We start from the raw sequence: 14,107 nt of genomic DNA, 5'->3' as shown, positions 1-14,107 counted from the left end.
CGCACCCTAGCGGAAATCGCGCGTTTTGACTTTGATAGTGTCGATGTGAAGGTCGGGGATATAAATATCGCGGGTCCGAAGTCCCTTTGGCGGTAGGCCGCGCGGGTCTGGGCTTGCCGAGCCGTGATGGAATTCGTCGCCGCGCCCATGTGGTAGTGGAAAGGCCGTGTCGCGCTCGCCGACGCTTGCCAGCTCGACGGAAAGATCTGTCAGACGCTGCGCAACGAGATGAACCACTTCGCCTTCGCGCTGAACGCGCCCGCGCACGGCGATCATGCCGGCCGACAGGATGGTGCGGCGGTTCTGCTCGAAGACCTTGGGCCAGACCACGAGGTTGGCGATTCCGCTCTCGTCTTCGAGCGTGATGAACATGACGCCCTTGGCGCTACCAGGCCGCTGTCTCACTAACACGATGCCGGCTGCCTCTAGCCATCGGCCGTCTTTGGCGTCCATCGCCTCTTGGCAAGTGACCATGCGGCGACGGCACAGCTCCCGGCGCAGGAACGAGACCGGATGGTCCCGCAGCGACAGGCTGACATGTCGGTAGTCCTCTACGACTTCACCGCCCGCCGTCATGGGGCGCAGGATGACGGCCGGCTCGGTGACCTCCGGCACGATCTCCATCTCTCGGGCCGACGCGGCGGCGAAGAGCGGGAGCGGTTCATCGCGCAGAGCCTTGATCGCCCATAGCGCCTCGCGGCGTGCCAGGCCGAAGGGCGGTCGAAATCCGTCCGCTTCGGCGATCAGCGTGAGCGCCGCGACGGGGATGCCGGCACGGCGCCATAGATCGTCTACCGAGCCGAAGGGCTGATCCGCCCTGGCCGTGACGATCGCCGCGGCGTGGGCATTGGCGAGGCCTTTGACCATGCGCAAGCCCAGGCGAATGGCGAACCGCTCTTCGCTGCCGGGGGGCTCGAGCGTGCAGTCCCATCGGGATGCGTTGGCGCAGACCGGACGGATTTCGACGCCATGATCACGCGCGTCACGCACGATCTGCGCAGGCGCGTAGAAGCCCATGGGCTGACTATTCAGCAGCGCGGCGCAGAACACTTCGGGATGCCAACATTTGAGCCAGGCCGAGGCGTAGGCGATCAGCGCAAAGGAGGCTGCGTGGCTTTCTGGAAATCCGTAGGAGCCGAAGCCTTCAAGCTGCTTGAAGGTCTGCTCGGCGAAAGCGGCCTCGTAGCCGTTGGCAACCATGCCGGCGATCAGCTTGTCGCGGAAGTGCGAAACACCGCCCGTGAACTTGAAGGTGGCCATCGACTTGCGGAGCATGTCGGCCTCACCGGGGGTGAAGCCGGCGCATTCGATGGCGACGCGCATCGCCTGTTCTTGAAAGAGCGGCACGCCGAGCGTCTTGCCCAGCACCTTTTCCAGCTCGGGCTTCGGGTAGTGGACGGCCTCCAGTCCCTCCCGGCGACGAAGATAGGGGTGCACCATGTCGCCCTGGATCGGACCCGGCCTGACGATCGCGACCTGCACGACGAGGTCGTAATAGGTGCGCGGCTTCAGCCGCGGCAGCATCGACATCTGCGCCCGGCTCTCGATCTGGAAAGTCCCGAGCGTGTCCGCCTTGCGGATCATCGCGTAGGTGCGCGGGTCCTCGGCCGGGATGGAGGCGAGGTCGAGATTGATCCCCTTATGCTCGGCCAGAAGGTCCAGACCCTTCTTCATGCAGGTCAACATCCCAAGCGCCAGGACGTCGACCTTCATGAACTTCAGCGCATCGATGTCGTCCTTGTCCCACTCGATCACCTGCCGATCGACCATTGCGGCTGGCTCGATCGGCACGAGGTCGTCGAGCCTGTCGTGGGTCAGCACGAACCCGCCGGGATGCTGGCTGAGATGCCGCGGCGCGCCCATGAGCTGCCGGGCGAGGTCGAGCGTCAGGCGAAGGCGGCGGTCGGCGAGATTGAGGTTCAGTTCCTCGACCTGCTTTGGTTCGACGCCTTCCTCCGACCAGGCCCATACTTGAGACGACAATGTGCCGATCAGGTCTTCAGGCAGGCCTAGCGCCTTGCCGACATCCCGCAGCGCGCCCTTGGTGCGATAGCGGATGACGGTCGAGCAGAGCGCGGCGTGGTCACGGCCGTAGGTGTCGAACACCCACTGCATGACGATCTCGCGCCGCTCATGCTCGAAATCCACATCAATGTCGGGCGGCTCGCGCCGCTCCTCGCTGACGAAGCGCTCGAACAGCAGATCGTTGCGGCCCGGGTCGATCGACGTGATGCCGAGGACGTAGCACACCGCAGAGTTGGCGGCCGACCCGCGCCCTTGGCAGAGGATGTCCTTCGAACGGGCGAAGCGGACGATCGAGTTCACGGTCAGGAAGTACGGCGCGTAGTCGAGCTTCTCGATGAGCCGCAGCTCATGCTGAAGCGCGGCAGTCACACTGCCGGGCACGCCCTCCGGGTAACGCTCGGCTGCGCCCTCCCAGGTGAGCTTCGCCAGCGTCTCCTGCGGCGTAAGAGCGGGATCATCGCGCTCCTCGGGATATTGGTAGGCCAGCTCATCGAGGCTGAAGCGGCAGCGGTCGGCGATCTGCAAGCCTCGGGCAAGCGCCTCGGGGTAGCGGCCGAAGAGACGGTGCATTTCCTCGGGCGGCTTGATGTAGCGGTCGGCATGGCGTTCGCGACGATCGCCGATCGTATCGATCGTGAGGTTGTGCCGGATGCAGGTGACGACGTCCTGAAGGATGCGACGGGCGGGCTCGTGGAAGAGGACGTCGTTCGTCACCACGGTCGCGACCCGGATTTGGGCGGCGAGGTTCGAGAGTTCGTGCAGGCGGAGCTGGTCGTTCGGCCGGCGACGCAATGTCAGAGCGATGTAGGCCTGGTCGCCGAACGCATCGCGCAGGCGGCGCAGCCGAAATCCGCATTCATCGTCGGCAAGGTCCGGCACGAGGATGGCGATCAGGCCTTCGCCGTAGGCGACGAGATCAGCCCATTCGAGGACGCACTTAGCCTTTCCGCCGCGCCGCTTGCCGAGCGACAGTAGGCGGCAGAGACGGGAATAGGCAGGTCGGTCGGTCGGATAGACCAGCACTGACATACCGTCGGCGAGGTCGAGGCGGCAGCCGACAATCAGGCGGACGCCTGTGGTCTTCGCCGCCTCGTGGGCCCGGACGATGCCGGCGAGCGAATTCCGGTCCACCACGGCCAGCGCTTCGATCCCGGCGAACGCGGCCTGGGCGAACAGCTCCTCACAGGACGACGCCCCCCGCAGAAAGCTGAAATGCGAGGTGACCTGAAGCTCGGCGTAGCGGGGCTCGCTCATCCGAAGACTCCGTGGATGAACCAGCGGTGCGAGCCTGTGGCGGTGTCCTCGCCGTCGCCGGCGCGGAACAGCCAGTAGCGTTCGCCGGCGTCGTCCTCAACCCGGAAGTAGTCGCGGACGGCGGCCAGCTCGGCGTCACGCTTCCACCATTCGCCGAACACGCGCTCCGGGCCGTCGCCGCGTCGAAGGCGGCGGCGAATTCCGTGCCAGGTGAACGAGACCGGCGGATGATCAGGGAGCAACGCGACGGTCTCGACCGGCTCGGGCGTCGGCAGTAGGCGCGAGGGCCTCGGCCAATGGCCGGGCCAGCCCACTCCCGTCTCGGCCGCCATCGCCGGGATACGACAGACAGACCGCTCCGGAACGTCGCTGGCGACCGGGGCAAGCCGATAGAGGGCACGTTCGCCAACGCGGTTCATCAGGGTGTCAATGAGATCGGAGACGTCGGGGGCGCTCTCCTCAACCAAAGAACTGACGATCTGTCTGCGCACAAGCGGCTCGGCGACGCTCGCGGCGAGGGTCATCACCTCGATGCCGAAGCCGGGCGAGATGGTCTCGATCTTGTCGCACAGGAGGCGCGTCAGCCGCTTCGCGTCGCGGACCGGTGTGGCCATGCCGACCCGCACGGCCTGGGCCCGGCTGTCGACGCGGTGGCAGATGAGATCGAGCCTGCGTGCGCCTAGGCCGCCTTCCTCCAGTCGCTCGCAAAGCTGGCTGACGAGCTTGCCGATGTAGCGGGCGATGGTCTCGGCCGCGCCGATCGGTTCAGCGAAGGCGCGGCGCACCTCGATGAGATCGGCAGGCCGGACCGGCTCGATGAGTTCGGCCGCAGTGCCCAAGGCCTGGTCCAAGCGTCGGCCGAGTTCCGGGCCGAAGCGCAAGGTGAGCGGCGCGCGCGGCTGCGCCAGAAGATCGCCGACCGTTCTAAAGCCGAGTGTGCGCAACGCCGCAGTGGTCGCGGCTGGAATGCGCAACGCCTCAAGCGGTAACCGCTCCAAGACGGACGGGCCGTGACCCTCCGGCGCGATGACGGCAGGCTGCGCCACGAACCGGGCCAGCGCATGGGCTGCTCCCCAGGTGTCGGCGATCGCGCCTCTCGCGGTGATCCCGGACATGGCGAGGCGCCCGATCAGGCCCTCCAGCATGACGGCTTCGCCGCCGTGGAGGTGATCAGCGCCTGTCGAGTCGATGATGAGGCCGTCAGGCGGGTCTGGAGCCACGATAGGCGCATAGCGGAGGAGCCACACCGCGAGGCGTTCAAGGGCCTCGTCGTCGGCTACTGGCTGGGCATCCTGCACGATAAGAGCCGGCACCAGGACCTGTGCCTTAGTGACGGGCATGCCGGCGCGCAGTCCGGCGGCCTGGGCCGCAGCATCCGCCGCCAGCACCACCCGCCTGTTCCCGTCGCGGCCAATCAGGACGAGCGGCGCCTCAGCCGGAGGCGCCGCGTCGCCAGCCTTCCGCCGAAGCCGGTCTGTGGACCAGTTCGGCAGGAAGAGCGAGACGACCCGTGTCATCGCACGCCTCCAACTCGAAATCTGCACTTTCGCCCGCTCGGGCGCGGATGAGTTCAACCAGCCAGCGTGCGCGGCCCACGCCGGGAACGGGTAGCGGCGTTGAGGGCATTACGGAGACGCGCCAGCGCGTCATCGCAGAGGTCGGTTGGCCGAAATCCGTCGCCTCTGTCTGTCGCCGCCAGCGCCGCAAAGCGATCCCGAGCGAGCCGGCGCCTTCGGCCGCCAGTTGCAGGCGTCTTGATGCTGTCATCGAAAGGCGGGCGACCTCGCCGATGACGGCCCCGAGGCCGCCGTGGCGCAATCCTTCTTCCATGCAGGCGAGGACGGTCTTGTCGTCGCCGGCTTCGAGGTAGATCACGCGGTCGCTCGCGAGGCCTGCCTGGGCAATGGCGGGCGCGAATAGGTCAGCGCGCGTGATGCACCAGAGGATTTTGCCTTTGGTGCGGGCGGCGAGGCCCGCGCTGAAGGAAGCCGCTGCGGCTCCGTCGACCGCTCCGTTGCCGCCGCCGGCTATTTCATGCAGCGCGCCGAGGGCAAGGCCGCCGCCCGGGAGTCGCGAATCCACCTCGGTGATTCCGAAAGGAAGGACCGATTTGGCGCGCCGGCTCCGGCCTTCGATCTTCTCGATCTGCGCGCGCAGGGACTCTATGGCGGGCTCGGGTCGCAAGTGCGTTCTTGACCTCCGAAGGCGGTGTAGGCATGTTCGCTATTTGTTCTAATTTTCAGGTCACAGAGTCAAGAATGATTCTGCGGCCTTGCCGGTGCGGCGATAACTCGAAGCGGAACTTCCGAGCCCTGCGGGGGATCAGGCCAGGTGCGATTTGCGGCGCCGCAGGACAGGAGCGAACTCGGCCAGCCCCTGCCGTTCGAGAATGCCTATGAATTCCGCAACGGATGGCGTCGTGCGTCTGAGGTTTTCGCGCGCCCGCGCGATACTATTGAGAAGGGCTTTCGGATAGGCTCGGTGCAGGGCCGAAAGGAAGGCGTCGGGCGACACAGCGGCGATTCCGTGAGGGGCGATCTGCGAAGCGGGGAAATCCTTCAGGTTCCAAGTGACGATCGTCTCGGCACCGCCAGCGATCGCCGCCGCAAGCACATGCCGGTCGTCCGGATCGGGCAAGGAAAGGCTCGGAATCAGGCTCCGATGGTTGGCGACATTGGCGTCAGGCAGGACGGCTTTTATCATGTCGCGGGTGGTCTCGAAGCGCGCGACCGGTGTGCTGGGAGAATTGGCGGCCAGATTGCGTATCCATTCCGCGTGAATGTCGTCGGTCCAGCGCGCGGCGACCAAGCCATCGAAGGCGCACTGGATCAGCACATTGCGCAGATGGAAGGGATAGAGGACGCAGGCGTCGTAGACCGCGATGGGCGGTCTAGAGGCCATGATTGACGACAAGATCCTCTGTGTCCTCGGCCAGTGCGTCCATCGCCTTCTGGCGAGCGTCCAGCGTCTCCTTCAAAGCCAGCACGTCCTTCAGCGATGCCCGGCGGTGCTTTCCGACGTAGCGGAACGGCAGATCGCCGATGTCCATCCGATGGACGACGAGCGGACGCGAGATGCCCAGGATCACCGATGCGTCGGTCGGGCTCAGCTCTTGATCTTCCGTGAGCACAGCGACCCTCTCGCCGTTCAGCAGGCGAGACAGCAGCGTCTCGACGGCGCTGATGGCGGCCGGCGGAAGGGACAGGGTCTGCTCCCGTCCATCGCGACGGCGCACATGCAGCTCCACGTGATCGCCCTCTGCCAAGGTTGGCAGAGGCGTCACAGTCTTGCGGTCGCGGTCGGACAGACCGGCGAACTGAACCACTTGGCTGGCCATGATCGTGTCTCCTGACCAGCCAATATAAGGGTTGCGGGGCTTAACTGCAATAACTGAAAGACACATCGCGCGATCAAGCTGCAAGCAACTGCTCCGCGTCCTCGGCCGTGTCCTGGTCCGTAGCGGTGGCCTTCTGAAGGAACCGCGCGAGGGCGGCTTTCCGGGAGTCGCGGTCCAGGGCGTAGGCCGTCTGTTTGAACTCGATTCCATCCAGAAGCCCCTGAATGTAGCCCGCGATAGTGTCGGCGGCCATGATGAGCGCGGTATCGAGCGTATGAATGTAGTTGCTCGTGACCGATCCCTTGGCATGCCCGACCAGCGCGGCGATCGTGACTTCGGTGAAGCCGAGATCGTTGGCGATACTGGCGAAGCTGTGCCGCAGGACGTGTGGCGTGATGTCGGCGAGCGCGGTGTCTGCGAATATCTGCTCCCAGTGGTTGGGGAAACTCCCGAACGCATTGTCATCACCCTGGCCGGGAAAGACGTAGGTGCCGGTCTGCTCCTTTCGGCGGTTTTCGAGATACTCCACGACAGGCAAGCCGATCGGACGGATCGAGCTTCCTTCCTTACTGTCGATCAGCCGGAGACAGCTTGAATCCGTGTCAGCCTCGCTCCAAGCCAAGGTGATCATCTCGGTCCGACGGCATCCGGTGAGAGAGAGCTGCCGGATGATGTCGACCGACAACTCATACTTCCCGTTCTCAGCAGCCTTGGTCAGGATGTCGCCGAGCAGGCGATATTCGGCCTCGGTCAGGCGCCGTCCGCGCACGTTGTCCTTCGGCCGCCGAACGCCGTGGACCGGATTGATATCGATGATGCCTGCTTCGACCGCGTAGGTGAGGATGCCGCCGAACAGCCCGATGGTCCGGGTGGCCGTTCCAGCGCCGCCGCGAACAATGGCTCGGCCACGCAGTTTCTTGGTCTTGACGCTGCAGCGGGTCTTGCCGGCCATAATGTCTTTCAGGGCCTTCGTTATGTCGGCCTTCACGAGGTCCTTGACCCTGCGGGTGCCGAGCAAAGGCACGATGTGGCGTTCGATACGTCCGGTGTCCGACAGGATCGTACTCGCCTTTTTGGGCCGGCCGCCCTTACCCAGGATGAGGCCCGCCTTGAGATCAGCAACGTAGAGATCGCACAGATCCTTGACGGTGATCGCCTTGTTGTCGAGCTGCTTCTCCTCGGCGGGATCTTCACCCTGAGCGATGCGGCCCAGTTGGACCTTCGCCTCCTGGCGCGCGCGCTCGGGTGTCCAGATGCCATGCAAACCGATCGTGAACCGACGCGAACGCTTGCCGAGGCGATACTGGATGACGTAGCTGCGCTTGCCCGACGTGAAGACGCGGAGGCCGAAGCCGGGGAGTTCGTCGTCCCAGATGACGTAATCTTTGGAGCGGCTTTCAGCGGCGTCAACGACCCTTTTGGTGAGCTTAGACATGGGCTTTCTCCGACCCGACAGCGCTCTCTCGCGTAAGCATCACGTAAGCAAGCGGGCGAAAACTGTGGCGAGACAAAGCGTACCTCCGGCGGAAGCCGAAATCAAATTCTTTAGCGATTACAGGGAGATAGGCGGTCATCGGCGGCTCCTGGCGTTTATTGGCGGAGCCAGCGATAATCCCTCCGAAGGCAAAGGTCGCACGTTCGAATCGTGCCGGGTGCGCCATTTTAATCTGCAAAATCAATGATTTACCGAGTGCCGCGCCATGCGGCCGGGCAGCTCGTTTGCGCCGGAAGCAAGCCGGAAGCACCTAACTTCGCCTCACTATCCCTGGATGCGCGCTACGTTCCCGTATCCGGAAGCACGCCAAGCGCCTTAGGGGCGCGCGTGAAGAGTAAGCAAGGCAGCGCAGCGTGAGATTGTGACGGCGCTTTCCACAATCCGCACCACGCGTTAGACCAGCAATCTATTTGGGGGAAACGCATGGCTACTAGATGTGTGAGCTTTGTTGTAGTCGGTGAGACGGTAACTGTCGTCGATGCCGAGGTGCCGACGGATAGCGACCAAGCAATCAAGGTGATCGCTGACGACACATGGAAGCTTCAGAACGGTGACCGGTCACCGGCGTTAGCGGTTCTTCATCAGCAGTGCGCCGATTACGTCCGCGAGCACAAGGTTGATCTCGCCCTAGTGAAAGCAAGCGCCCTTCCAACCGGAGCGGCCAAGCTCGGGCTTCTTACGAGCGCGGAGGTTCGCGGGGTCGTTATGGCGGCGGCGGCGTCGGTCTGCGGAGTGAAGGTCCTCTCCAAGGCTGTGATTAGCCGCACATACGGTAAGAGAAAGGTGGACGAGTATCTCAAGGATGACGACTTCTGGGATGAACATACCGAAGGTGGCAAGCTGAGAAAAACCAGCCGCGAGGCGGCTATGCTGATCGTCGCTTCGAGGAAGTAATGGCACCTGTCGTTCCGGCACTACAGATTGGTGCCAAATTAGGAAATGGCCACTTTGGCGTCGTGTTCTTAGGCAAGGACGGCGTACACGGCGATGTTGCCGTAAAAGTGCTGGCTAGAAAGCCCACGCATACAGATAAGGAGTGGCAAGAATACAAGACGGGGTTTCTTGCTGAAGCGCAGAATCTCTCAAAGGCCACACATCGCAACGTTGTTCAGGTCTATCACATTGAGGAGCTGCCGGACGGCAACAGCATCCGCTTCTGCATGGCCTTTTGCCCCGGCGGATCGCTCCAGAGTGCATTCGAAACTGGTCCAATGACACTGGCTGCCGTGCGGAAGGCTGGCACTGAAGTGCTGATGGGCCTCGCAGCTCTTCACGCACGAAACATGCTTCATCGAGACATCAAGCCGGGGAACATCCTGATCGACGCAGCCGGCGTCGCTCAGATCGGCGACTTTGGACTCGTCACGGACAACCTGCTTCTCGGTTACGCGTCGCAGGCCGGGTACACCGACCACATCGCGCACGAGGTCTGGCTTGGGAAGGGAACGAGTGCCAAATCCGACGTTTGGGCCTTCGGAATGACCCTGTACCGCCTCATCCACGGCAAGGTCTGGTATGAGGAGAGCATCGAGCCGAAGGCGATAATCAAGAACGGCGGCTTTGCGGATACCCTTAAGTGGCTACCTCACGTCCCGAAGGCGTGGCGGCGCGTCATTCGTAAAATGATGAACGACGACACGGCATCCCGCTACCAGACGGCGGGTCAGGCGCTCGGCGGGCTGTCACGGCTTCCTGTGGCGCCGGTATGGTCTGTGAGCGTTACAGCAGACCTTATCCGCTGGGAGCAATCGTCCAAAGCCCGCAGGATCGTCGTGGAATGGATCCGTCATTCGCCGCGAAAGCACGAGTGGGCTGCTTGGAGCGAACCATTGGGCAAGGGGCGGAAGATGACGCTCGGCGGGTCTGGGGGCATAGTCGGCAGCCGCCAGGCGCACAAAGAGCTTGAGGCGTATTTCGGAGCCTAGCTTGGGCGCAGGCGACGCGGCAGCAGGTAAGGTCCCTCTAGATCGGCGCTCGTAATTGGTTTGAGATCAAAGCGTGCGACCGCTGCTGCACGCCGGCCCTTTGCGCAATGGGCGCAGTAAGCGTCCCGCCCAGAGACACCTTTACCGGGGCGCCAGTAGCGGTGGCAGTTTTCACACCGCGGTAGGCTCAGGGTGAGGTTTGGCGACTGTCGCCTCATCAGTTCCCTTTCGCGCCAATCCAGTGAACAAATCGTGAATCAATTGGGGATAAGTGTCAATGGGAGTGTTAATCTCGCGGCGCGGTAGAAAAAATATGTCTCGCATGTTTGACCCTGGTCTAGCGGACACTCCGCTCGGTCTGTCGCGTGGCGCAGCGATCGATCAGGCGGCGCTCTGAAGTTCAGCGAGACGCTTCTCGCAGCGCTCAACGACCATCTTCCGCAGCATCCCAATCCGCTCTTCCAGCCACGCCAGCTGCTCGGCGGTGATGTGGTAGTGGCGCGAGTAGCGGGCCTTCACATAAGCCTCGCGGATCAGCTCGTAGCAGCGGCGCTCGAACTTGTTCTGCCCGGGCCAGACCTGGGCCAAGGCGGGGTCCAAGCCCTCGGCTAGCTTGCGTAGCTGATTCAGACTGTGGGTTTTGGGGCTGTAGAGCGTCAGGACCAGAAACAGCGTGTGATAGAGGCGCTCGGCCGCTTGGTGAAACTGAAACGCCGCCTCCTTGGGGGCGTCGTTCTCCACGAGATACCGAGCGGCCAGGAAGAACTTGTCCGCGCTCCGAAGCCACTCCTCGTAATAGTCCCGGCTTTCCTGAAGTGCTTGCTCGGCCGACAGCGGCGCCGGCTTCGCCAACGGATGTCCGGGCTCCTCGAATAACACGATGCCGTCGCGAACGATGTCCGTGAAGAAGTAGCGCCCGAGCGTCAGTTGCTCATTCACGTCGTCGAGGGCGTGGTAGATCACGCTGACGGGCGTGCGCAGGTGTTGTCCCGAGGCCAGGGCTTCGACGAGCGCCTCTTCGGCTTTGGCCCAAAACTCTGGGACGTCAGTGAGGTCCTCGTGGTTGACGACAACGAGGATGTCGAAGTCGGAGAAGTACCGGCCGACCGGATCCTCCACCCAATCACCACGGGCGTAGCTGCCGAACAGGATGATCTTAAGCAGCTTGCCGTTCCGAAAGCGCGGCATGGTCCTGTGCGCCAGGGCGCCAGCGAACGCCGCGCGCAGGCTGTCGACCACGAACTCCAGTTCGCGGCGCTTGCCAGCGGGGAGATGGTCAAGGCTCTGCTTCATCCAGGCCAGTTTCCGGTTTCGAGCGAAGGTTGCAAGTCGAGAGCCAGGGGCTGCGATTCACTTCTGAGTCAGCAGCCATAAGCGGAGTCGGGATTTCTGGCGCCATGGCTGAACAGCCGGGGAAGACGTTCCCTGAAGCGGCTTAAGCCGCATGCCGAGCCACAGCCAGGCGACCGGCAGCCGGTCAAGGGTGGCCGCCAGGCCATCGCCGTAGGCGACGGCGTAGCCGCCCTTGAGGGACTGGCGGGCGGCTGGCCAACCCCAACATATCGTGCAACCAATTCGTTCTAAGCTGAGCCTTTACGCGGACTGGATGCGTATGGATGATGAGTCTCACGAGCGCTTAAAGCGGGTTTGGAACCAGCAGTTGGTCCCGGTTCTTTACCGCCGAGGCCCCGGAAATCCGCTCCTTGCAAGGCTGCCCTATGCTCCGGAAAACCGGTCATGGCTTCGCGGCGAGGGCCGCATCAAGCCAGTTTGGTTGAAGGATGAAAAGTACTGGGAGCTACCGCAGGCTTGGTTCAATTCGTTGGTCAAACGATGCCTTCAGCGGTTCGGTAAGGTCTATATCATCCAGCCCTACCATGCGCAGGAGAAATGCGCGCCAGCCTGTTGGAGCGCCGAGGGCGAGGTTTGCGAGTGTTCCTGCATGGGCGCCAACCATGGTTCTGGCCATCCTGGCGGGCGTTGGAAGGTGGTGTCCGACACATTCGCAACTCGATGGGCGGGGCGAGACCTTGCTTGTCGCTTGCTCACGCGCCCCTAGACCGCCCTCCTTTGCCTAACCCCTCGCCAGCGGCAGCATCACCTTGCAGACCCGAGCGGTCGTTCCGTACCGGCGCTCCCATTCGGCAACTTCACCGGGCCCGGTGGAGATCATGATGGCTTCGGCGCCGTGGTCGCGCACCCAAGCAAAGCGGTGGCGACCGTCCGTGAAGCGAACTTCCCCGGAAGCATCAAGCGATATGTAGGGCATCCAGATGTCGATACCGCTGAGAATGGTTTCGCCCATTCTTGCGTAGCGGCTTGGCTGACCAGCACCAGCGCCGCCAGGGCCGACCCATTGATCTCCCCGGCGGAACGACGCCTCAATCGCCGCGACACTCACCCAAACCTCCGCATCGGGTTCGACGTCCCAGCCGTCGCCTGTAGGGGTCTGAACCCAATTGACGATCAGATCAGTCAACAAGCCCTCCTGACCTCTTCGAGCCCATAGCCCCAAGGCTTATGCGCCAGGATACGCCAGCGCGCCCGCGATGGCGGAAATGCTATTGGAATTTCTCATCTTCTAGAAAATGCGCTGGCAGGCCATGGGAGGCGACGGCGCAGAAAATCCTTGCCGATCAACGGCCAAACCGCACACTGACGGCGGTCCTTTTATCTGGCCATCGTGATCGGGTCTCTGCCTAAGCTTTTGGGCCCGCCTATTTAAATTTCGGAGTCCACCGTTCGATCAACTCGTCTTCGGATTCTTCCTCATCGTCGAAGCCGTCCGATGCCATGCTGAGACGCTCGCAGTGGAGGACCGTAAGGACCTTCCCATAACGACCAAGGCCGACCGCCTCTTCCTGAAGCGGAAGCGCTGTGGCGCGCTCGAACCAAGTGTTCAGTCGCACGTCGGCCAAGTCTCGGGCGCCGGCGTCAACGCGGCTACGATTACTGGCGATCGACCGTGTGGCACCCCGCATCGGTATGGGATCTCCCCGCTTGATCCAACCGACCGCCCCATCCTTCATGGCCTCAGAGAGTACGCAGAAGTCGACAATCCCGTCAGTGCTCTGGACAACAGCGACGGCCGCCCGCGTGTGTTGTGCATAGTTCACAGCCGTGGCTGTCGCCGAAGTCTGGCAGAGGTCAGCTAGAGCAAGCACCGTCGCGAGCCCCTCGTCGCGCTTCGACAGCTCAAGCTTGAATAGGGCTTCGGGCATCAGAAGCGCGGCAGCGAAGGTGTCGGCCTCCAGCTCGTACGGATCGGAACTTGTGAAATTAGCCTTAGAGACATGAGGACCGCGGCCAAGCAGCTGGTCGACGTGGCCGTCCAGGAAGTAGTGCCCCAGCTCATGGGCGACGCTGAAGCGCTGGAACCCCAGGCTGGGCACATAGGTGGCGTAGAGAATACCGAAGCTCTCGCCAACCCGGGCAAGCATGCCGGAGAAGCCGTCGTATTGCGGCGGCTTGGGCTCGACGAGAATGTCACAGGTCTGGGCCAGGGCGATCGGATCGACCGGCAGGCGGTCCAGGCCATAGTCCTGGAGCACCTGCGCGGCGCGGGACCGCGCCATCTGTAGCTGCGGTCCCTTGCGGATCATTCTTTCTTTCCCTCGCGATCCTTGTTGGCCAGCACCTCGATGAACTGGTCGGCGATGCTCAGGTCGTAGTCGCTCAGCTTGTCGAGGTTGCGGTAGATCTTCTGGGCCGCCAAGGCCGGCTCATTGGCCTTGTCGTCGGTCCGTCCGATCAGAAAGTCCGTCGAGACGCTAAGCGCATTAGCCAGGCGCCGCAGATTGTCGAACGAGGGCCGCCGCCCGCCGCTTTCGAAATGGGAAATCGAGCTGGGCGGCAATCCCGTCTTTCTGGCCAGGTCCTGCTGGCTCATTTCCCGCATGTCCCGCGCGCGCTTCAGCCGCTCCTTGAAGATGGCTGACGCGTCGTCTTCGTTATCCGACATGTCGAATTCGCCATGGTGATGTTGACACGATCGCTATGCCTCCTATCTTGTCACTATCGACGCAACTTAGTTGTCGATTTCGCCAACTCCAAGGCCTCCCCGCCGGAAAG

General features: G+C 63.1%; 12 protein-coding genes. 2 read left to right on the top strand and 10 right to left on the bottom strand.

From position 1 onward, the window contains the following. Nucleotides 1-6 precede the first annotated feature (6 nt). The 6 genes from FCU40_RS07025 to FCU40_RS07000 all read right to left on the bottom strand — a co-directional run bounded on the left by FCU40_RS07025 (nt 7) and on the right by FCU40_RS07000 (nt 8,051). Nucleotides 7-3,279 (bottom strand): error-prone DNA polymerase, encoded by a 3,273-nt coding sequence (locus tag FCU40_RS07025; protein ID WP_168073951.1) that lies wholly within the window; start codon nt 3,277-3,279, stop codon nt 7-9. Continuing rightward, on the bottom strand, nt 3,276-4,796 hold the full coding sequence (locus tag FCU40_RS07020) for a DNA polymerase Y family protein (protein WP_168073949.1): 1,521 nt from the start codon (nt 4,794-4,796) through the stop codon (nt 3,276-3,278). The genes FCU40_RS07025 and FCU40_RS07020 overlap by 4 nt, the downstream gene beginning before the upstream one ends. Continuing rightward, complete coding sequence (locus FCU40_RS07015) at nt 4,711-5,463, bottom strand: ImuA family protein (protein ID WP_168073947.1); 753 nt, start codon at nt 5,461-5,463, stop codon at nt 4,711-4,713. Before FCU40_RS07015 ends, FCU40_RS07020 begins: the two co-directional genes overlap by 86 nt. A 138-nt stretch (nt 5,464-5,601) precedes the next feature. After that, nucleotides 5,602-6,180 carry a PIN domain-containing protein gene (locus FCU40_RS07010; RefSeq protein WP_168073945.1) on the bottom strand — a complete coding sequence of 193 codons (579 nt, stop codon included), beginning with the start codon at nt 6,178-6,180 and terminating at the stop codon, nt 5,602-5,604. After that, the gene (locus FCU40_RS07005) at nt 6,170-6,616 is read right to left on the bottom strand and encodes a DNA-binding protein (protein ID WP_168073943.1); all 447 of its coding nucleotides are present in this window, start codon (nt 6,614-6,616) and stop codon (nt 6,170-6,172) included. The genes FCU40_RS07010 and FCU40_RS07005 overlap by 11 nt, the downstream gene beginning before the upstream one ends. A 73-nt stretch (nt 6,617-6,689) precedes the next feature. Continuing rightward, complete coding sequence (locus FCU40_RS07000) at nt 6,690-8,051, bottom strand: integrase family protein (protein WP_168073941.1); 1,362 nt, start codon at nt 8,049-8,051, stop codon at nt 6,690-6,692. A 483-nt stretch (nt 8,052-8,534) separates the two neighbouring features. Here FCU40_RS07000 and FCU40_RS06995 point away from each other — a divergent pair, with 483 nt between their 5' ends. Both FCU40_RS06995 and FCU40_RS06990 read left to right on the top strand, forming a co-directional pair. Further along, on the top strand, nt 8,535-9,005 hold the full coding sequence (locus tag FCU40_RS06995) for a hypothetical protein (RefSeq protein WP_168073939.1): 471 nt from the start codon (nt 8,535-8,537) through the stop codon (nt 9,003-9,005). Further along, nucleotides 9,005-10,036: a serine/threonine-protein kinase gene (locus FCU40_RS06990; RefSeq protein ID WP_168073937.1), complete on the top strand. Its 1,032-nt coding sequence runs from the start codon at nt 9,005-9,007 to the stop codon at nt 10,034-10,036. The genes FCU40_RS06995 and FCU40_RS06990 overlap by 1 nt, the downstream gene beginning before the upstream one ends. 381 nt (nt 10,037-10,417) lie before the next feature. On the opposite strand, the gene FCU40_RS06985 is transcribed toward FCU40_RS06990, so the two are convergent. From FCU40_RS06985 to FCU40_RS06970, 4 genes are all read right to left on the bottom strand, one after another. After that, on the bottom strand, nt 10,418-11,329 hold the full coding sequence (locus tag FCU40_RS06985) for a HEPN domain-containing protein (RefSeq protein WP_168073935.1): 912 nt from the start codon (nt 11,327-11,329) through the stop codon (nt 10,418-10,420). 781 nt (nt 11,330-12,110) lie between these two features. Next, nucleotides 12,111-12,515: a hypothetical protein gene (locus tag FCU40_RS06980; protein ID WP_168073933.1), complete on the bottom strand. Its 405-nt coding sequence runs from the start codon at nt 12,513-12,515 to the stop codon at nt 12,111-12,113. 238 nt (nt 12,516-12,753) lie between these two features. Beyond that, the gene (locus FCU40_RS06975) at nt 12,754-13,638 is read right to left on the bottom strand and encodes an ImmA/IrrE family metallo-endopeptidase (protein ID WP_168073931.1); all 885 of its coding nucleotides are present in this window, start codon (nt 13,636-13,638) and stop codon (nt 12,754-12,756) included. After that, nucleotides 13,635-13,997 (bottom strand): helix-turn-helix transcriptional regulator, encoded by a 363-nt coding sequence (locus FCU40_RS06970; protein ID WP_168073929.1) that lies wholly within the window; start codon nt 13,995-13,997, stop codon nt 13,635-13,637. The genes FCU40_RS06975 and FCU40_RS06970 overlap by 4 nt, the downstream gene beginning before the upstream one ends. Between the last annotated feature and the right edge of the window lie 110 nt (nt 13,998-14,107).

The organism is Caulobacter sp. SSI4214, assembly GCF_012184455.1.
Classification (GTDB): domain Bacteria; phylum Pseudomonadota; class Alphaproteobacteria; order Caulobacterales; family Caulobacteraceae; genus Caulobacter; species Caulobacter vibrioides_E.
Note: the sequence above shows the minus strand (reverse complement) of the source record. Positions and strands in the feature narration are given on the sequence as shown.